Here is an 18,677-nt window from a genome sequence, read left to right on the forward strand (position 1 = left end):
ACCCCATCGCGGCGGCGACAAAAGTATTAACCCGGCATGGCTAGTCTCCGAACGCGGAAAATGATTACTCTGCGCACGGAGGATCATGCCTGCCCGACGAAAGGAACACGGAGCGTCACTCATGGCGATCATGGAGCGGGGCGACACCAACGGGGCGCGGGGGCAGCCTCAGGAAACCTCTGTCGGCGGGCCGCAGGGCCGGCCGCCCGGGCGGGGGTCGTTCGACGAGCTGCTCAAGCAACCGCGCGTGCGCCTGTGGCTCTGGCGCGCCGGCGGGGCGATCGCGCTGGCCCTGGTGGCCTCGATCCTGTTCAGCGTGCGGATCGGGATCACCGTCGCCGTGCTGGCCGTCATCGCCGACGTGGTGCGCTGGTCCCGCAAGGACTCCAGCGTCCCGGCGTGGCAGAAGTCCTCGGCGGCCGAGCGGCGCACCGAGAAGCAGCTGCGCTCGCTGGAGAAGGGCGGCTACCACGTGCTGCACGCGCGCGCCGTCCCGCGCGACGACGAGGGCGTCAGCGACGGCCGGATCGACCACCTGGTGATCGGCCCGAGCGGGGTCTACGCCATCGACTCCGAGAAGTGGGACAAGCGGCTCCCGGTGCGGACGCTCTCGCACCGCAAGCTCTTCCACGGCCCGTTCAACAAGAAGGACCGGCTGGACGAGGCGCGCTGGGAGGCCGAGCAGGCCGCCAAGATCATCGGCACCCGGGTCGGGTTCGACGTCCCGGTCCAGGCGTCGGTGGCGATCTACGGCCCGTCCATCCCGTGGAAGGTCATGCGGGTCCGGGACGTCGACGTCTACGCCGGCAACCGGGCGCGCGGCTACCTGCGCCGCAGGCCCAAGGTGCTGACCGAGACCGACATCATGCGGATCTACCAGGCCGCGCAGAAGGCCCTTCCGCCCAAGTATCCCGACGCGGCCGCGCATCTGGACAGCGCGCCGACCGAGACGGCGCCCGCGCAGCCGGCCGCCGCGGAGGCGCAGTCCGTGCGGGCCTCCGAAGGAGACAAGTAAGGCCGTCCAGGGGCGGCCCTACCTTCCCCAGGGCCGCCTGACCAACCGAAGGCGTCCGCCGTACGCATCCGCCGTACGCACCCGGCGTGCTCACCTGTGAGCGGTTGATACCATCGAGCGATACGGGCCGGCCCTACACGACCTCTGCCGAGCCGGCCGCAGCGCCGCGATCCGCCGCTGCACGCACGTATCGGAACAGCCCCGGAGATCTTGATCGTTCCGCCCGCCGCGAGGACGCGGCCGCCGGACGTACGATCGATGCCGGAGCACGTCACAGGTTGGAGAGGTCTCGGATGCCGCCGCTCAGGTCACGTACGGTCACCCACGGCAGGAACATGGTGGGCGCGCGCGCCCTCATGCGGGCCAGCGGCGTGGAGCGGGAGGACTTCGGCAAGCCCATCGTCGCGGTCGCCAACAGCTTCACCCAGTTCGTGCCCGGCCACGTCCACCTGCGCGAGGTCGGCGACATGGTCGCCGCCGCGGTCAAGGAGGCCGGCGGAGTCCCCCGCGAGTTCAACACGATCGCCGTCGACGACGGCATCGCCATGGGCCACGGCGGCATGCTCTACTCGCTGCCGTCCCGCGAGCTGATCGCCGACGCGGTCGAGTACATGGTCAACGCGCACTGCGCCGACGCGCTGATCTGCGTCTCCAACTGCGACAAGATCACCCCCGGGATGCTGATCGCCGCGATGCGGCTCAACATCCCCACCGTCTTCGTCTCCGGCGGCCCGATGGAGGCCGGCAAGCCGGTCGAGGGCGTCAGCAACGGCCACAAGCTCGACCTGATCGACCCGATGATCGCCTCCGCCGACGAGTCGGTCTCCGACGAGACGCTCGCCAAGATGGAGGAGGCCGCCTGCCCGACCTGCGGCTCCTGCTCGGGCATGTTCACCGCCAACTCGATGAACTGCCTCACCGAGGCGCTCGGGCTGGCGCTGCCCGGCAACGGCACCGTCCTGGCCACCCACACCGCCCGCAAGAAGCTGTACGCCGACGCGGGCCGCACCGTCGTGGAGATCGCCAAGCGCTACTACGAGCAGGACGACGACGCGGTCCTGCCGCTCAACATCGCCACCCGCGACGCGTTCGAGAACGCCATGGCGCTCGACATCGCGATGGGCGGCTCCACCAATACGATCCTGCACCTGCTGGCCGCCGCGCACGAGGGCGCCGTCGACTTCGGCCTCAAGGAGATCGACGAGCTCTCCCGCCGCATCCCCTGCGTGTGCAAGCTCGCCCCCGCCACCCCCGAGTACCACGTCGAGGACTGCCACCGCGCCGGCGGCATCCCCGCCCTGCTCGGCGAGCTCGACCGGGCCGGGCTGCTCAACCGCTCCGTGCACGCGATCCACTCCCCGTCCCTGCCGGAGTGGCTGGCGGCGTGGGACGTCCGCTCCCCCGACATCGCCCCCGAGGCCGTCGAGATGTACCACGCGGCGCCGGGCGGCGTCCGCACCACCCAGGCGTCCGGCCAGAGCGCCCGCTGGGACGCCCTCGACCTCGACCGGGAGCGGGGCTGCATCCGCGACGTCGAGCACGCCTACACCACCGACGGCGGCCTGGCCGTCCTGTACGGCAACATCGCGCCCGACGGCGCCATCGTCAAGACCGCCGGCGTCGAAGAGGAGCTGTGGACCTTCACCGGCCCCGCGGTCGTCTTCGAGAGCCAGGACGAGGCCGCCGAGGGCATCCTCGGCGGCAAGGTCAAGGCGGGCGACGTCGTCGTCATCCGCTACGAGGGCCCCAAGGGCGGCCCCGGCATGCAGGAGATGCTCTACCCCACGAGCTTCCTGAAGGGCCGCGGGCTCGGCAAGGCCTGCGCGCTGATCACCGACGGCCGGTTCTCCGGCGGGACGTCCGGCCTGTCCATCGGGCACGCCTCCCCCGAGGCCGCGGCCGGCGGCGACATCGCCCTGGTCGAGGACGGCGACAGCGTCGTGATCGACATCCCGCGCCGGGTCCTCGAACTGGACGTCCCGGAGCACGAGCTGGCCGCCCGCCGCGAGAAGCTCCAGGCCGACCTCGGCGGCTTCCGGCCCCGGGACCGGCAGCGGCCGGTCAGCGCCGCGCTCCAGGCGTACGCGGCCATGACCACGTCGGCCTCCACGGGCGCCGCCCGCGACATCGGCCAGCTCGGCCGCTGACGGCCGCCCGGGCCGCCCGCCGGCTCAGCCGCAGCAGCCGCCTCCGCAGCAGCCCCCGCCCGACGGCTGGGGCGCGGGGGCGGCGGCGCGGGAGCCGCCGGTGACCGCGATCGTGGACAGCAGCTTGACGGTGTCGTCGTGCCCGTCGGGGCAGGACGCGGGCGCGGAGGACTCGCTCATGGGGCGGGAGACCTCGAAGTTCGTTCCGCAGGCGCGGCAGCGGTAGTCATAACGTGGCACGCCACCAGGATAGGGCGGCGTGCCACGCGGCGGAACGGCCCGTTCAGGCGGCCGGCTCGCTGACGTAGGCGGCCCACTGGGGGTCGCCGTCGTTGACGATGCCGATCAGTCTCCAGTGGGCGCCGCGCGGGACGCCGGGCGTGACCTTGAGGGTCCAGCCGAGCTCCTCCAGCAGGCGGTCGGCCTTGCGGTGGTTGCAGGGCGTGCACGAGGCGACGCAGTTCTCCCACACGTGCTGGCCGCCGCGGCTGCGCGGCTGGACGTGGTCGATGGTCTCGGCCCGGTGGCCGCAGTAGGCGCAGCGGAAGTTGTCGCGCCGCATCAGCGCCGCGCGGGTGAGCGGGACGCGGGTGCGGAACGGGATCCGGACGTACCGGCGGAGCCTGATCACCGACGGCACCTCGATGGACATCGCGGCCGAGTGCAGGACCGCGCCCGAGGCGTCGGTGTGCACGACCTCGGCCTTCTCCCGCAGGATCAGGCAGACGGCCCGCCGCATGGAGAGCGTCGTGAGCGGTTCATAGGTGGCGTTCAGGAGGAGCACCTGTCTCATCGGGCGCCCTCCGCCCGGCTCTGCATAGCCTCGGCGGACGCGCGCGGACGCGCCTCCCACCGAGGCCCGAGTATTATCTCCGGCACCTGCGAACCCGCCATGAGGACCTCCTCAGGGGCGAACCGACCCGCAATCAGTGTGGCGCCTGAGAAGGCGGTCCGCTACCCCATTAATCCCCCCAAGCGCTGCGAATTGAACGCGCCTTGACCTGATCCGTGGTAGTGATCGGCGTTTCAGGGCACCCGCTGAACGGCGTTCAGGTTCGGCCTCGGCTCCGGGCCGTCCTCCCGTTCGGGCGGCGTGACCGCGGTGGCGGCGCCCTCGTTCGGCACGGGCGCGGCGGGCGCTCCCGAGGTGGGCGAGGACTGCGCGGCCTGCGGGGCCGGCGAGGCCGTGTCGGTGGCGGGCGCGGTGCCCTGCCGCCAGGTCACCCGGCCCTTGATCTCGACGGCGCCGGAGGCGCCCTGCGGCAGGTCGGCGACCAGCACGCCGCGCTTCTCGCCGTTCGGCCGCAGCGCCGCGTAGTCGCACTTCACGACCTCCTGGCGCACCCGGCAGGGCGCGCTCACCGAGGAGACCTTGAGCCGTGGCGTCAGCGTGTGGGTCAGCTTGATGTCGTTGACGGTCTTGGCGCCGCGGTTGCGGATCGTCCAGCGCCAGGTGACCTGGTTGCCGGACTCGGCGAACTCCGGGTCGGAGTACCGGAACTCCACCTCGGCGGCCCTGGGCGGCGCGGCCTGCGCGGGCACGGCCGCGAGCGGCGCCGCCGCGGCGGCGGCGAGGACGGCGAGGCGAGCGGGCGCGCGGCGCCCGCCGACGATGCGTTTCATGATCAATCCCCCGATGATCGAATCCGCTGTCCTCCCCACTACTACCAAGATGACCTGCGCATACACCCACCGACACGGGCGTGCCGCCAGGTCACCTCAGCGCTTTGCCGGAAAGCTTCCCGACTCGCCGGAAACGGCCGTCCTGAATCGGCCGCGGGGACGGCGCGGGCAAGGACGGGAGCCGCATACAGTGCAGATCATGAACCGACCGCCGTACCCGCCCGCCCAGCGCGAGGACATCGTCGACGATCTCCATGGGCACCAGGTGGCCGACCCGTACCGCTGGCTGGAGGACCGCGCGGGCGGCGACACCGAGGCGTGGCTCGCGGCCCAGGAGCAGCTGTTCCAGGAGCGGATCGGCGGGCTCCCCGGGCGCGAGCGCCTCCGCGAGCGGCTCACCGAGCTGCTGTCGGCCGGCAGCGTGGGACCTCCCGTCTGGCGCGGCGAGCGGTGCTTCTTCACCCGCCGCGGCGCGGACCAGGAGCACCCCGTCCTGTACACCGCCGGCCCGGACGGCGCCGAGCGCGTCCTGATCGACCCGATGGCGCTCGACCCCGCCGGCACCACGACCCTGGACGGCTGGCAGCCCGACAAGGAGGGCCGGCGGCTCGCGTACAAGATCTCCAAGGGCGGCGACGAGGAGTCGCTGCTGTACGTCATGGACGTGGCCACCGGCGAGCGGATCGAGGGCCCGATCGACCGCGGCCGCTACTCCGCCGCGGCCTGGCTGCCCGGCGGCGAGGCGTACTACTACGTCCGGCGGCTGCCGCCCGGCGCGGTCCCCGAGGGCGAGGAGCAGTACCACCGCCGCGTCTACCTGCACCGTGTCGGCACCGACCCGGAGACCGACGACGTCCTGATCTTCGGCGACGGGCGCGACAAGACCAACTACTACGGCGTCGGCGTCAGCCGCGACGGCCGCTGGCTCACGATCTCCGCCTCCCAGGGGACGGCGCCGCGCAACGACCTGTGGATCGCCGACCTGCACGCCTCCGCCCCGGAGGCGCCCGCGCTGCGGGCCGTCCAGGAGGGCGTGGACGCCGAGACGAGCCTGCACGTGGGCCGCGACGGCCGCGCGTACATCTTCACCGACCGCGGCGCGCCGCGGTCCCGGCTGTGCGTCGCCGACCCGGCCGACCCGGCGTACGAGAACTGGCGCGACCTCGTCCCGGAGGACCCCGAGGCGGTCCTCACCGACTACGCGCTCCTGGACGGCGTGCTGCTGGCCGGCTGGACCCGGCACGCGATCAGCGAGATCACCGTCCACGACCTGGCCACCGGCGAGCGGACCGGCACCGTCCCGCTGCCCGGCCTCGGCACCATCGGCGGGCTCGTCGAGCGGCCCGAGGGCGGCCACGAGGCGTGGTTCGCCTACACCGACAACGTCACCCCGACCGGCGTCCTTCGGTACGACTCCCGCACGGGCGAGGCCGGCACGTGGGCCACCGCCCCCGGGACGGTCGACGTGCCCGACATCGAGTCGCGGCAGGTCACGTACACCTCGTACGACGGCACCGAGGTCCGGATGCTGGTGCTGTCCCGGCCCGGCGCCAGCGGCCCCCGCCCCGCGATCCTGTACGGCTACGGCGGCTTCAACATCTCCCTCACGCCCGCGTACTCCGCGAGCATCCTCGCCTGGGTGGAGGCCGGCGGCGTCTACGCCGTCGCCAACCTCCGCGGCGGCTCCGAGGAGGGCGAGGAGTGGCACCGCGCCGGCATGCGGGAGAACAAGCAGAACGTCTTCGACGACTTCCACGCCGCCGCCGAGAAGCTCATCGCCGACGGGCTGACCACGCCCGCGCGCCTCGCGATCTCCGGCGGGTCCAACGGCGGCCTGCTGGTCGGCGCCGCCCTCACCCAGCGGCCCGACCTCTACCGCGCCGTCGTCTGCTCCGCGCCGCTGCTCGACATGGTCCGGTACGAGCGCTTCGGCCTCGGCCAGACCTGGAACGACGAGTACGGCACCGCCGCCGACCCCGAAGAGCTGGGCTGGCTGCTCGCGTACTCGCCGTACCACCGCGTCCGCAAGGGGGTCGCCTACCCGGCCGTCCTCTTCACCGTCTTCGACAGCGACACCCGCGTCGATCCGCTGCACGCGCGCAAGATGTGCGCGGCGCTCCAGCACGCGACGTCCGGCGACGCCCCGATCCTGCTGCGCAACGAGGCGGAGGTGGGGCACGACGCCCGCTCCGTCAGCCGCTCGGTGGGGCTGATGACCGACACGCTGTCGTTCCTGGGGGCGCAGACGGGGCTGTTCTGACGGACGGTTCGTAAGGTTCGTCACACTGTGAGTGAATGGCGGGCATCGAGTAATTGACGCGTGGTCGAATACGTGGGTGAACGCCTCGATGCTGAGCGGCCGTGCCGTGCGGGAGCGGATCCTCGGGCTGCTGGACGCGCCGCCGGCCGTACCCGACTTCGCCCCCGGCTACCTCGACCTGCTGCCGCCGAGCGAGGAGGCGCCGCCCAGCCTCGCGCAGCGGGTGATGGAGTCGGCGTTCCTGCCGCAGATCTACGAGCGGGTGTGGCGGCCGGTCGGGTTCAACCTGGCCAAGGGCTGGCCGATCGGGCCGGACACCGCCCAGGAGCACGCGCTCGCGCGGACCTGGCTCGGACTCGGCGCGGAGCGCCCGAACGCGAACGTCCTGGACGTGGCCTGCGGCCCGGGGAACGTCACCCGCGCGCTGGCCTCCGGCGTCGGCGAGGACGGCCTGGTCGTCGGGCTGGACCTGGCCGAGGGGATGCTGGCGCGCGCCGCCCGGGACACCGCCGACCCCAGGGTCGGGTACGTCCGCGGCGACGCCGTGGACCTGCCGTTCCGGGACGGGTCGTTCGACGCGGTCTGCTGCTTCGGGGCGCTCTACCTCATCGACGATCCGTGGCGGGCGCTCGACAGCATGGTGCGGGTGCTCCGGCCGGGCGGCCGGCTGGTCGTGCTGACCAGCCGGCGGCCGGGACTGCCGCTCGGCCGGCTGGGCGGCCGCGCGATCGCCGAGGTGTCCGGCCTGCGGCTCTTCGGCGACGGCGAGATCACCGGCTTCCTCCGGACGAGCGGGTTCGAGGAGATCAGGCAGCGCCGCTACCCGGCCATGCAGATGGTCGGCGCCACCCGGACCTAGGCGTGTCCCCGCGGCCGCCCGCGGGAACGCCGCTCAGCGCAGCCGTTTCTCCAGGTAGACGTTCACGATGCCGCCGATCGGCTCGCGCCGCGTCACCGACCAGCCGAAGCGGCGGTAGAGGCTGAGCGCGGGCCCCTGGAGCTCGGTGGTGTCGGCGCGCAGGACGCGGTAGCCGTACTCGGCGGCGCGCTGCTCCAGGGCCTCGACGACCGCGGCGCCGTAGCCGCGGCGCTGGAAGCCGGGGCTGACGCGCAGCCGGACCATCTCCACGGCGTCCAGGGCCGGGCCGCCCAGGATGTAGCCGCCGAGCGCGCGGTCCTGGCCCGCGGGGACCAGGTCGGCGCGGCGCAGGCCGCCCATCGCGACGATCCGGCCGTCCACCTCGCCGACCAGGAACTCGCCGTCGTTGCGCAGGTAGATGTCCTCCATCCGGAAGAAGTCGTGGTCGTAGTAGACCCCGTCGCCGGGGCGCAGGCCGACCTGCGCCAGGCCCTCCCGGTGCAGGTCGAGCACCGTGCCGTGGTCCTCGGCGCGGTAGCGGCGCAGGTAGAGGTCGCCGAAGCCCCAGGCGGGCGGCTCCGCGCGGAGCCGGACCAGGGTGCCGGCAGCGTCTCGGGACGCCATGTCAGACCTGCTTGGCCGGGGGGACGGCCGGGTCGGTCGTCGGGCTGGTCACCGAGGGGCCCGCGAGCGCCTCGTAGAAGTCCTTGAGACCGGGGAAGCCGGGGTGCTTCGCGCCGACCGCGGCGCCGATCTGCCGCGCCCGGTGCACCAGGATGTCGGAACGGTGCTCGGGGGGCAGGTCGAGGATCGCGTCCCGGCCCGCGTGCAGGGCCGCGTCGGGATTGCCCGCGTGCAGCTGGCAGGTCGCCCGGTCGAGCCGGACGAGGGTGCGGTCCACCCGGTCGGTGGGCGAGTACAGCGTCAGCGCCCGGCTCAGCACCTCGTCACCGTGCCGGTGATCGCCGAGATTAGTGAAGGTGTCACCCTCGTAGAAGGCCATCTGCCGGTCGGTGAAGCCGAACGCCAGGTCACCGGTCTGCTCGGCGCTGAGCTGGTCGAAGACGGCCCGGCCGCGCACCAGGGCGCGGCGGGCGCTGGGCGCGGCGTCGCCCCGGCCCCGCATCGCCAGCAGGCCGAGCGCGCGGGCCTCGACGGCGGGCGCCATCGCGGCCGCGACCCCCGGGCTGCGGCCGGCCAGGTCCTGGGCCTTGCGGGCCAGGTGCAGCGCCTCCCGCGGGTCGCCGTAGTACATCGGGACCAGCGACTCGCGCACCGTCACCCAGGCGCGCAGGTGCCGGTCGCCGGTCTCGTCGGCGGCCGTCCGGGCCGTCCGGAAGAACGAGCGGGCCAGCCGGTGGTCGCCAAGGTTGATCATGATCAGGCCGGACAGGCCGGACAGCTGCGCGGCGATCCGGCACAGCCGCTCCTGCAGCTCGACCGGCTGCCGCTTGTCGGCCATCCGCCGGACCTCGCTGAAGTCCAGCAGCACGTCGCACAGCATCCGCAGGGACGGGGTGGCCTGGTACTGGCGGCCGTAGCCGAGCGTCGTCTCCTCCCACTGGTCGAGCATCGTCGGCGAGACGGTGGCGCTGACCAGGGTGTCGTCCATCTTGCGACGAAGGTTGTCGACGGCGCCGAGGAACTGGCCGTCGAGCGCCACGCCCGCTCCGGCCAGCAGTTGCAGAAGGGTTCTACGAAGCACGATGTCCTCCTCTCCCACATCGATGGAGACGGGGCCACCGGCGCGGTCAGGGCCCCGCAGTTCACTGACGGAGATCCAATGGTGGTCGTCCGGCTGTCCGACGACCGTGCCCTCGAGCGGTCGGTCCGGGACCGGAGCGAGAGGGGGGCGCTCCGGCACGGGGGGTCGCTGTGCGGCCACGGCGGCGGTCGGCCCGGCCGCGTGGCCGCGGCCGCAGATGCACGGGCTCTGGTACCCGAGCTCGTCCGGTTCCACCCTGTAGACGGCACAGAGGTAATGGAGGTATTCCGGTCCCGGTCGCTTGTAGCCGCTCTCGTACGCCGACAGCAGCGTCTCCCCGAGACGGGGCAGGGGCTTGCCGTCGACCTCGTACAGCGCCTTGACCTGCGCCACGACGTCGGACAGGGCGACTCCGTGCGAGAGCCGGTGAGCCTTGACCCGGCTCGTCCCGAAAAGCGGCCCGCATTCATCGTGGATGCGCTCCGCGATCTCTACGGGACATTGCCCTCGGGCCAGACCACGCGCGCGTATTTGGCGCGCAATGTCGGTTTCTTTCCTGGGGGGATCCGACATCGGTTCCGGCCTCCTCACCGCTGGGGCCGGAAGAGGGCGGAAATCACCCCGCCTCCGGACACGGCGACCGGTTTTCTAGATGGCCACGACAGATAACTTGCTGCGCACAGAGCGTAACTCTGACGGCGAGGCCGGCCAAGCCATTCCGGGGAAACTCCGGTGCTGGGGAGTGCGTCCCGGATACCGAGGTAGAGATTCTTCCTCCGAAGAGGGGGATCCTCTTCCCGCGGATGAGGTGTACCGCCCGGCTCCGGCGAGGTCCCCTTGACCGCGGGGTGTGAGAGTTGCAATTCTCGCGGCGTGTAACGGAGTGAATCCACAGAGTTCGATCTTCGACCTCGCGGATCGGGGACGGGCCAGTGTACAGAACGTGAGCGGTCTTCATGACGGAGGGGGTGGGCAGGGTGGTCACGGACAGACGCACGGGCTACCTCGAGGAGCTGGAGCACGAGCTCGGCACGCGGGGGCTCGTGGCGAGGGTCGTCCGGACCCGCTCGGGGCCCGCCTTCCTGCGGGTGGTCAACCCCGACGCGGCCAGCCTGGCCGAGGACGTCACCTGCGCCCCCGGACCGGAGTCCCCCGACCACTACTTCTGGTGGTCCTGGGGCGAGCGCATGCACCGGGTCGACGACCCGGACGGCGCCGCCTCCAAGCTCGCCGACGTGCTGCGGCCCCTTCCCCGCCTCCGCGGCAGAGAGTTCCCCAGGGAGCAGTTCAGCGGGGAGGCGTTCCCTGGGGAGCATTACCGACCGCCGGAAACGGCTGTGGAGTGGCCGGCCGGCCACTCATAGAGCCGGGCGTGTCCCGCGGGGTCGCGGCCGGAACGGCGCGGCAGCCGCCGGCCCCGCGGGACACGTTCGCCCGGTGCGCCCGCGGCGGGCCTTCCGCACGGAACGTCCGCCGCGGTCCACCGGCCACACCCGTCCGTGCTCCCGGACGGCCCACGGGCCGCCCCGTCCGGCGCCCGGCCCCGGCCGGTCGCCTCACGCGGGTTCGGGGAAGGGGAGCACGGGCGGGCAGGCCGCCGCACCGCACGGCCCGCCGCACGGCCGCGTCAGCCCGCGTCAGCCCGTGTCACCCCGTGTCACCCCGCGCCCAGACCACGCCCGCGGACCCGACTTCCTCACACCCGTATCGCCGGGTCCGCGGCCTTCCCACCAGCCCCTCCCCGGCCGGGTCGCCGCTCGTCCGGCGCGTACGAACCGCTCGTCACGTCCCCTACGATCGGCTCGTACCGCCGCGGGTCCACGGCGAGTCGACGCGACGTCCACGAACCGGCCGGGGAGGGTCTGCCCGATGTCATTCACGCTGGGTCCCCTGCAGCTCTTCGCGCAGGAGGGGACCCCGGAGGCCGCCTGCAACAGCAAGAGCCCCAGTGTGGCCTGCCGCATGGTGTGGAACGTCTCGCACAACACCGACTTCACCCGGTTCTTCCACAACTGGCTCGACCGGCCGCTGACCACGCTCTTCTGGATCATCATGATCCTGGTGATCGCGCTGGTGCTGCGCTCGATGGCGCACCGCATGATCACCAGGATCACCCTGCGGATGGCCGAGAGCACCATGTCGGCCAAGGTCCGCGAGCACTCCCGCACGGTGTTCGACGGCAGCCCGGCGCTGCTCAACCAGCGGCGCGCCCAGCGGGCCCAGACCATGGGCTCGGTGCTGCGCAGCATCGCCTCGATCGTGATCATGGGGCTGGCGTTCTTCAGCGTCCTCGGGCAGATCGGCCTCAACCTCACCCCGGTGCTGGCCAGCGCCACCGTGATCGGCATGGCGGTCGGCTTCGGCGCGCAGAACATCGTCAAGGACTTCCTGGCCGGGCTGTTCATGCTGCTGGAGGACCAGTACGGCGTCGGCGACGTGATCGACGTCGGCAGCGCCAAGGGCACGGTCGAGGCCGTCACGCTGCGGGTCACCCGGATGCGCGACGTCAACGGCGTCGTCTGGTACGTCCCGAACGGCGAGATCAAGAAGGTCGGCAACGAGTCCCAGAACTGGGGCCGCACCGTCCTGGACATCCCCGTCGACATCGGCGAGGACGTCGAGAAGGTCAAGGAGATCATGAAGCGCACCGCCGACGAGCTGTCGGTGGCGGCCACCTGGGACGAGATCATCCTGGAGGAGCCGTCGGTGTGGGGCGTCCAGGCGCTGGCCGGCGACGCCGTGATCGTCCGGATCGTCCTCAAGACCGCCCCCGGCCGCCAGGCGGACGTGGCGCGCGAGCTCCGCGAACGGGTCAAGAAGGCCTTCGACGAGGCCGGTATCGCGGTCGCCAGCCCCGCCGCCGGTCCGTGACCGGCCCGTCCGCGGGACGTTAACGATCTTTCCTCGCAACCGCCGTGATCTCGCATAGGGTGGACAGCGCTATGGCTGAACAGGTGACGTTTTACGAAGCGGTCGGCGGTGAGGAGACCTTCCGGCGCCTGGTCCACCGCTTCTACGAGGGCGTGGCCGAGGATCCGCTGCTCCGCCCCCTCTATCCGGAGGAGGACCTCGGGCCGGCCGAGGAGCGGCTGCGGCTCTTCCTGATCCAGTACTGGGGCGGGCCCGGCACCTACAGCCAGCGGCGCGGCCATCCGCGGCTGCGGATGCGGCACGTCCCGTTCGTGATCGGCGAGGCCGAGCGCGACGCCTGGCTCCGCCACATGCGGGTCGCGGTCGAGGAGCTGGAGCTGCCCGAGGAGCTGGAGGACATGCTCTGGCGCTACTTCTTGATGGCCGCCAAGAGCCTGGTGAACGCCCCCTCCTGAACGAGAGAGCGCCGGCCGGCCCTCGCTGGGCCGGCCGGCGCCCTGCCGTCCTGCCGGGCTACAGCGGCGGGCGCTGCCGGAGCATCGGGTCCTCGGCGTCCGCCGGGGTCGACAGGATCCCGGCGCGCTGCTGCGTGCCGGCCCAGCGCATCAGGTCCGCGACGGCCCGTGCCCGCTGCTCGGCGGGGAGCCTGTCGATGAGGCGGCCGCTGTGGTTCATGCCCGGCGCCTCGTACACGGCCGAGTCGCGGCTCCCGCGGCCCAGCCTGAACCGCTCGGAGCCCCACGGGTCGTTCTCGCCGTACAGGAACATCAGGCGGCTTCCGTGGTTGCGGACCCAGCGGTCGATGTCCCGCATGGCCCGGCCCTTGTCGAAGCGCATCGGGATGTCGCGCGGCACGTACGTCCTGGGCTGGTAGCTGTCCTCGTACCGCAGGAGGGGGCGCAGGTGGGTGAACTGGGGCTTGCCCCAGCCGAGCTGCGTACCGGCCTGGTAGTAGTACGGGATGTACGGCTCAAGCCCCTGGTCGGTGTAGAACGACAGTCCCGCGATGGCGTCCAGGCTCGCGTAGAGGGCGTCGTCGGAGGCGTCCAGGGCGGGCAACGAGGCGCAGTCGGACTGGAGCTGGTACTGCCAGAAGCCCCACTCGTAGTCCATCACCGAGTTCTCGAACGCGCGGTCCGGGGTCTTCAGGATGTCGAACGTCCAGCCGTTCTCGGCGGCGGCGGCCTCGAACCTCTCCAGCATGGCCGGACGGCGCTTGAGGAACTCGCGGGCGAGGCTCTTGATGTGCGCGCGGCACCGGTCGTCGGTGCCGACGGTCGCGAAGAACCGGTCGTAGCGGCTGTCCTCGTCGTTGTCGACGTCGTGGGGCGCGACGTAGACGACGCTGCCGTCGACGTCGTTCGGGTAGAAGCGCTTGTGGTAGACGGCGGTCATGCCGCCCTTGCTGCCTCCGGTGGAGATCCACCGGCCCTGGTAGATCTTCTTCAGCGCCCTGATCAGCCGGTGCTCGTCGGTGGCGGCCTGCCAGATCGTGTCCTTCGTCCAGTCCGTGGGGACGGGCCTGGACGGGGTGAAGTACCGGTACTCCACCGAGATCTGGTTGCCGTCGACCAGCGCGGTCGGCTCCGACCGGAACATCGTCGTCGGGGTGCCGTAGCCGCTGGTGTAGAGCACCATCGGCCGGTCGGCCGACCTGTGCTGGAGCAGCACCCGCTGCTCGAACCACTGGCCGTTCGGGCGCCGGTGGTCGACCGGCTGCCGGTAGCTCAGCCAGAACCAGCGGTGGCCGGGCAGCGTCGAGGCCCTCTCCTCGACCTTCATGCCCGGGATCGCCTTCAGCTCGGCCGCGATGTCCGCCGCCGCCGCGGGCTCGGTCCGGGTGGGCTCCCGGGTGGGCTCCGCCGCCCATGCCGTGGTGCCGGCACCGGACAGGCCCGCGACGAGCATGAGCGCCGTCGCTCCGCGTGAGACGCGCCGCATCCTTCCCCCTTCCTCCGTGGGATCGCCACGATCGCGAGAGGACAGTAGAGGGAAATGTCCAACCAAAGCGGACAGCGGTGGCGCTCGTTACCGATCCGTGACGGCGAGCGTCAGAACGTGCGGGCGGGTACGGGCCCGCCCGCGCGGGTCAGACCCAGCCGCCGGTGACGAGATGGGCCACCAGCCACACCAGGCCCACCAGCAGCGCGAGCCGGCGCAGCTGCCAGCCGGCCGGCTTGCCGCGCACGGCGAAGACGTTCCAGATGACCTCGGAGAGCGTGTCGCCGCGCTGCCGGTTGAACAGCGCGGGCAGCTCGATGGCGAAGAACATCATCACCCAGAAGATCCAGGCGGCGAGATAGGGGGACATCGATCACCTCACTCGGGGGGAGTTCCTTACTGGTTACTCCCCGTAAGTGATGATCGTCACCCCAGGTCAGACCATCGAGGTCATGCGCGCGGCGCCGCGTACCGGCCGATGAACTCGCGCTCCTGCGGCGTCCAGCGGCGCAGCCGGTTCGCCTCGACGTCGAACGCGACCAGGGTGGAGGTCGCCTCGGCGTACACGTTGTCGTCGTCGCGCACCTCGTAGGCCAGCTTGAACGAGGCGGCGCGGGCCTCGGTGACCCACGTCTCGACCCTGATCGGGTAGACGGTCGGCAGCAGCGGGAGCCGGTAGTCGATCTCGTGGCGGGAGATCACCATGCCGCGGACCGGCTGCTCGCCCTTGCGGACGGGGTCGCCGTGGAACATCTCCAGCCGGGCGTCCTCCAGGTAGCCGAGGAACTTGACGTTGTTCACGTGCCCCTGGGAGTCGATGTCGCCGAACCGGACGTGGAACTCGTACACATGGCGGTACTCGGCCGGGGGCAGGGTGTTGTCGGGCATGTCCTCGCCTGGGGGTTCGTGGCAGCGGTCGCGGGATCGCGCCGATGTTACCCGCCCGTTCGGCCCGTTCCGTTCCCGGCCCCGCGGGCGGTACGTCACGGAACGGCCGGATTCGCCCGGGTATGCCTTTCCCCGATATCGGCGCGCGGGCCGTCCCCGGCGAACGGAATGCGAATACCGCTGGATGCGGCAAATGCCGCAGTGGCCCTATCGAACGGCTTTCGACCCGTTATGCGGGGAACGGCGGAGCGCCGCACCCGAAAGGCGGGTACGGCGCTCCGGAGAAAGGATCAGTCGCGCTTGAGCTTGCGGTGCGTGACCCGGTGCGGGCGCGCCGCGTCCGCGCCCAGCCGCTCGATCTTGTTCTTCTCGTAGTCGGCGAAGTTGCCCTCGAACCAAAACCAGTTCGAGCCCTCCTCCCACGCCAGGATGTGCGTGGCGATCCGGTCCAGGAACCACCGGTCGTGGGAGGTGATGACCGCGCAGCCCGGGAACTCCAGCAGCGCGTTCTCCAGCGAGCTCAGCGTCTCGGTGTCGAGGTCGTTCGTCGGCTCGTCCAGCAGCAGCACGTTGCCGCCCTGCTTCAGGGTCAGCGCCAGGTTCAGCCGGTTGCGCTCGCCGCCCGACAGCACCCCCGCCGCCTTCTGCTGGTCCGGGCCCTTGAACCCGAACGCCGCGACGTACGCCCGGGACGGCATCTCGACCTGGCCGACCTTGATGTGGTCGAGCCCGTCCGACACCACCTGCCACACCGACTTGTCCGGGGCGATGCCGCCGCGGCCCTGGTCGACGTACGAGATCTGCACGGTGTCGCCGATCCGGAGCGCGCCCTCGTCCGGCTGCTCCTCACCGACGATCATGCGGAACAGCGTGGTCTTGCCGACTCCGTTCGGGCCGATGACGCCGACGATGCCGTTCGGCGGCAGGTTGAACGACAGCTTCTCCATGAGGAGCCGGTCGCTGAACCCCTTGGTGAGGTCCTCGGCCACGATCACCGTGTTGCCCAGGCGCGGGCCCGGCGGGATCTGGATCTCCTCGAAGTCCAGCTTGCGGGTCTTGGCCGCCTCGGAGGCCATCTCCTCGTACCGCGCCAGACGGGCCTTGCTCTTGGTCTGCCGGGCCTTGGGGTTGGACCGCACCCACTCCAGCTCGTCCTGGAGGCGCTTCTTGCGCTTCGCGTCCTTGTTGCCCTCGACCTTGAGGCGCTCGGCCTTCTTCTCCAGGTACGTCGAGTAGTTGCCCTCGTACGGGAACAGCCGCCCGCGGTCGACCTCGCAGATCCAGCCGGCCACGTTGTCGAGGAAGTACCGGTCGTGGGTGACGGCCAGGACGGTGCCCTCGTACTTCTCCAGGTACTGCTCCAGCCACTGGACGCTCTCCGCGTCCAGGTGGTTGGTGGGCTCGTCCAGCAGCAGCAGGTCGGGGTGCTCCAGCAGCAGCTTGCACAGCGCCACCCGGCGCCGCTCGCCACCCGACAGCTGCGTCACCGGAAGATCGCCGGCCGGGCAGCGCAGCGCGTCCATCGCCTGCTCCAGCTGGCTGTCCAGGTCCCAGGCGTTGCGATGGTCGAGCTGCTCCTGCAGCTTGCCCATCTCCTCCATCAGCTCGTCGGAGTAGTCCGTCGCCATCTTCTCGGCGATCTCGTTGAACCGGTCGAGCATGCCCTTGGTCTCGGCCACGCCCTCCTCGACGTTGCCGAGGACCGTCTTCTCCTCGTTGAGCGGCGGCTCCTGCGCCAGCAGGCCCACCGTGTAGCCGGGCATGAGCCGGGCCTCACCGTTGGAGGGCTGCTCCAGGCCGGCCATCATCCGCAGCAGCGTCGACTTGCCCATCCCGTTCGGACCCAGGACGCCGATCTTGGCCCCGGGCAGGAAGCTCATGGTGACGTCATCGAGGATGACCTTGTCACCGTGCGCCTTGCGCACGCGCTGAAACGTGAAGATGTACTCCGCCATGTTGTCAAGCCTAGGGCCTCGCGGGCACCGGTCGTCCCAGCGCTGACCGGCACCGAGATCGTTTCAGCCTCCGGACGCCTTGGGCCCCTCCACCGCGGGCAGGCAGACGCGGTCCCGGCCCGACTGCTTCGCCCGGTAGAGAGCGAGATCGGCCGCCGCGAGCAGCTCGATCAGATCCTCCCCGTGCATCCGGAAGAGGGCCACCCCCACCGAGATGGTCACCGCCACCGTGCCGTCCTCCGCCGGAACGGCCAGCCGCCGGATCCGGCCCCGGAGCCGCTCCGCCACCCGGCACGCCTCCACGGTGTCCGCCCCCGGCAGCAGCACGACGAACTCCTCGCCGCCGAACCGGCCCACCACGTCGTAGTCGCGCAGCTGGCCGCAGAGCGTCCCGGCCACCCCGACCAGGACCTGATCACCCACCAGGTGCCCGTGGGTGTCGTTCACCCGCTTGAAGTGGTCGATGTCGATCAGCAGCAGGGCCAGCGGGTCGTGCGTCCGCTGCGCCCGGGAGAGCTCCGTGTCGGCCTCCCGCTGCCAGGCCGCCGCGTTCAGCAGCCCCGTCTTGGCGTCGGTACGGGCCGCCGCCTGCAGCTGCTGGTGCATCAGGCTCCGCTGGAGCAGCACCACGGGCGGCAGCGCGAGCAGCAGCAGGCCCAGCGAGAGCGCGCACGCGATCGCCACGAGCATGCCCAGGCACAGCTCGACGACATCGAGCAGCAGGCTCTCGCGGTTCCACAGCACGTCCCGCCAGCCGCTCCCCGGGTTGGCCGCGTGCGCCGCCACCGCCACCAGCAGCGCGTTCAGGATCGTGAAGAGCGCCGCGCAGCCCACCGCCACGAGCACGTCCGGGAACCCGTCGAGCACCCACAGCGGCCGCTCCAGCGGCTCCGGCACCACCAGGTGGAACACCACCGACGCGGCCGCGCCAGCGACGCCCAGCGCCGACATGACCAGCATCCGCCGGTAGAGCAGCGTCCGCCGCACCCGGAACTGCAGCAGGATCTGCAGCGGCACCGGCGTCAGCAGCGCGTACAGCGGCGGGAGCAGCAGCACCACCGGCAGCCACCACGCCGACAGCATGTCCCGCGCGACCCCCGCCGGCACCCCCAGCCGCCGGGTCGCCTCGATGCAGGCGGCCCCGCACGCCACGAGCGCGGCAAAAGTCAGTAGATCATCGGCGCGCGGAACGGTGTTCAGCGATCCGGCGACGATCAGCGCCAGATGCAACGCCACGACCATCGGCACATAGACGGCCAGCAGGGACGGACGCGCCAGAAGCGCCCGCCGCCGGGGCCTCGGGGCCAACTCCCCACCGCGATCCTCGGCGGACGACTGCACGGCCGTCATCCTTCCCCCTTATGCCTCACGTTGTGTAACACGATAATTGCAACGTGTGCGGAGCGGGCCGGA

17 protein-coding genes are annotated in these 18,677 nt (G+C 71.6%); 7 read left to right on the top strand and 10 right to left on the bottom strand.

The window, feature by feature from the left end:
• Positions 1–121: 121 nt before the first annotated feature.
• Both AB0881_RS12000 and ilvD read left to right on the top strand, forming a co-directional pair.
• Positions 122–1,015 carry a nuclease-related domain-containing protein gene (locus AB0881_RS12000; RefSeq protein ID WP_366616408.1) on the top strand — a complete coding sequence of 298 codons (894 nt, stop codon included), beginning with the start codon at positions 122–124 and terminating at the stop codon, positions 1,013–1,015.
• 293 nt (positions 1,016–1,308) lie between these two features.
• Complete coding sequence (gene ilvD, locus AB0881_RS12005; protein ID WP_366616410.1) at positions 1,309–3,162, top strand: dihydroxy-acid dehydratase; 1,854 nt, start codon at positions 1,309–1,311, stop codon at positions 3,160–3,162.
• Positions 3,163–3,186: 24 nt separating this feature from the next.
• On the opposite strand, the gene AB0881_RS12010 is transcribed toward ilvD, so the two are convergent.
• The 3 genes from AB0881_RS12010 to AB0881_RS12020 all read right to left on the bottom strand — a co-directional run bounded on the left by AB0881_RS12010 (position 3,187) and on the right by AB0881_RS12020 (position 4,785).
• Positions 3,187–3,402: a zinc ribbon domain-containing protein gene (locus AB0881_RS12010; protein WP_366616412.1), complete on the bottom strand. Its 216-nt coding sequence runs from the start codon at positions 3,400–3,402 to the stop codon at positions 3,187–3,189.
• A 43-nt stretch (positions 3,403–3,445) separates the two neighbouring features.
• Complete coding sequence (locus tag AB0881_RS12015) at positions 3,446–3,955, bottom strand: HNH endonuclease (RefSeq protein WP_366616413.1); 510 nt, start codon at positions 3,953–3,955, stop codon at positions 3,446–3,448.
• A 233-nt stretch (positions 3,956–4,188) separates the two neighbouring features.
• Positions 4,189–4,785, bottom strand: a complete 597-nt coding sequence (locus AB0881_RS12020; RefSeq protein ID WP_366616415.1) for a hypothetical protein — start codon at positions 4,783–4,785, stop codon at positions 4,189–4,191.
• A gap of 199 nt (positions 4,786–4,984) precedes the next feature.
• Between AB0881_RS12020 and AB0881_RS12025 the strand changes: the two genes are divergently transcribed.
• Positions 4,985–7,045, top strand: coding sequence for a prolyl oligopeptidase family serine peptidase (locus tag AB0881_RS12025; protein WP_366616417.1), 2,061 nt, complete (start codon positions 4,985–4,987; stop codon positions 7,043–7,045).
• Between the two features lie 76 nt (positions 7,046–7,121).
• Positions 7,122–7,904 (top strand): methyltransferase domain-containing protein, encoded by a 783-nt coding sequence (locus tag AB0881_RS12030; RefSeq protein ID WP_366616418.1) that lies wholly within the window; start codon positions 7,122–7,124, stop codon positions 7,902–7,904.
• Positions 7,905–7,937: 33 nt separating this feature from the next.
• Here the strand turns inward: AB0881_RS12030 and AB0881_RS12035 are convergent, their stop codons facing one another.
• Both AB0881_RS12035 and AB0881_RS12040 read right to left on the bottom strand, forming a co-directional pair.
• Positions 7,938–8,528 carry a GNAT family N-acetyltransferase gene (locus AB0881_RS12035; protein ID WP_366616419.1) on the bottom strand — a complete coding sequence of 197 codons (591 nt, stop codon included), beginning with the start codon at positions 8,526–8,528 and terminating at the stop codon, positions 7,938–7,940.
• Between the two features lies 1 nt (position 8,529).
• Positions 8,530–9,609: an XRE family transcriptional regulator gene (locus AB0881_RS12040; protein ID WP_366616421.1), complete on the bottom strand. Its 1,080-nt coding sequence runs from the start codon at positions 9,607–9,609 to the stop codon at positions 8,530–8,532.
• A gap of 977 nt (positions 9,610–10,586) precedes the next feature.
• On the opposite strand from AB0881_RS12040, the gene AB0881_RS12045 reads away from it, so the two are divergent.
• The 3 genes from AB0881_RS12045 (at position 10,587) to AB0881_RS12055 (ending at position 12,935) form a co-directional block, all read left to right on the top strand.
• Positions 10,587–10,973, top strand: a complete 387-nt coding sequence (locus tag AB0881_RS12045; RefSeq protein WP_366616422.1) for a hypothetical protein — start codon at positions 10,587–10,589, stop codon at positions 10,971–10,973.
• 505 nt (positions 10,974–11,478) lie between these two features.
• Positions 11,479–12,480 carry a mechanosensitive ion channel family protein gene (locus AB0881_RS12050; RefSeq protein WP_366616424.1) on the top strand — a complete coding sequence of 334 codons (1,002 nt, stop codon included), beginning with the start codon at positions 11,479–11,481 and terminating at the stop codon, positions 12,478–12,480.
• An 83-nt stretch (positions 12,481–12,563) separates the two neighbouring features.
• On the top strand, positions 12,564–12,935 hold the full coding sequence (locus AB0881_RS12055; RefSeq protein WP_366616426.1) for a globin: 372 nt from the start codon (positions 12,564–12,566) through the stop codon (positions 12,933–12,935).
• A gap of 58 nt (positions 12,936–12,993) precedes the next feature.
• On the opposite strand, the gene AB0881_RS12060 is transcribed toward AB0881_RS12055, so the two are convergent.
• From AB0881_RS12060 to AB0881_RS12080, 5 genes are all read right to left on the bottom strand, one after another.
• A complete protein-coding gene (locus AB0881_RS12060; RefSeq protein WP_366616427.1) occupies positions 12,994–14,421 on the bottom strand; it encodes a S28 family serine protease in 1,428 nt (475 codons plus the stop codon).
• 148 nt (positions 14,422–14,569) lie between these two features.
• Entirely contained in the window at positions 14,570–14,791 is a 222-nt protein-coding gene (locus tag AB0881_RS12065; RefSeq protein ID WP_366616428.1) for a hypothetical protein, read from the bottom strand.
• An 80-nt stretch (positions 14,792–14,871) separates the two neighbouring features.
• Positions 14,872–15,309, bottom strand: coding sequence for a thioesterase family protein (locus tag AB0881_RS12070; RefSeq protein ID WP_366616429.1), 438 nt, complete (start codon positions 15,307–15,309; stop codon positions 14,872–14,874).
• 290 nt (positions 15,310–15,599) lie between these two features.
• Positions 15,600–17,264 (bottom strand): energy-dependent translational throttle protein EttA, encoded by a 1,665-nt coding sequence (gene ettA, locus AB0881_RS12075; RefSeq protein WP_366616431.1) that lies wholly within the window; start codon positions 17,262–17,264, stop codon positions 15,600–15,602.
• 63 nt (positions 17,265–17,327) lie between these two features.
• Positions 17,328–18,572, bottom strand: a complete 1,245-nt coding sequence (locus AB0881_RS12080) for a GGDEF domain-containing protein (protein ID WP_366616433.1) — start codon at positions 18,570–18,572, stop codon at positions 17,328–17,330.
• Positions 18,573–18,677: the final 105 nt, after the last annotated feature.

Origin of the sequence: Spirillospora sp. NPDC029432, from assembly GCF_040703975.1 — a bacterium.
GTDB lineage: Bacteria > Actinomycetota > Actinomycetes > Streptosporangiales > Streptosporangiaceae > Spirillospora.

Coding starts and splice junctions, on each gene's coding strand:
- AB0881_RS12000 (WP_366616408.1), top strand. CDS start 122: ATGGCGATCATGGAGCGGGGCGACACCAACGGGGCGCGGGGGCAGCCT.
- ilvD (WP_366616410.1), top strand. CDS start 1,309: ATGCCGCCGCTCAGGTCACGTACGGTCACCCACGGCAGGAACATGGTG.
- AB0881_RS12015 (WP_366616413.1), bottom strand. CDS start 3,955: ATGAGACAGGTGCTCCTCCTGAACGCCACCTATGAACCGCTCACGACG.
- AB0881_RS12020 (WP_366616415.1), bottom strand. CDS start 4,785: ATGAAACGCATCGTCGGCGGGCGCCGCGCGCCCGCTCGCCTCGCCGTC.
- AB0881_RS12025 (WP_366616417.1), top strand. CDS start 4,985: ATGAACCGACCGCCGTACCCGCCCGCCCAGCGCGAGGACATCGTCGAC.
- AB0881_RS12035 (WP_366616419.1), bottom strand. CDS start 8,528: ATGGCGTCCCGAGACGCTGCCGGCACCCTGGTCCGGCTCCGCGCGGAG.
- AB0881_RS12050 (WP_366616424.1), top strand. CDS start 11,479: ATGTCATTCACGCTGGGTCCCCTGCAGCTCTTCGCGCAGGAGGGGACC.
- AB0881_RS12060 (WP_366616427.1), bottom strand. CDS start 14,421: ATGCGGCGCGTCTCACGCGGAGCGACGGCGCTCATGCTCGTCGCGGGC.
- AB0881_RS12065 (WP_366616428.1), bottom strand. CDS start 14,791: ATGTCCCCCTATCTCGCCGCCTGGATCTTCTGGGTGATGATGTTCTTC.
- AB0881_RS12070 (WP_366616429.1), bottom strand. CDS start 15,309: ATGCCCGACAACACCCTGCCCCCGGCCGAGTACCGCCATGTGTACGAG.
- ettA (WP_366616431.1), bottom strand. CDS start 17,264: ATGGCGGAGTACATCTTCACGTTTCAGCGCGTGCGCAAGGCGCACGGT.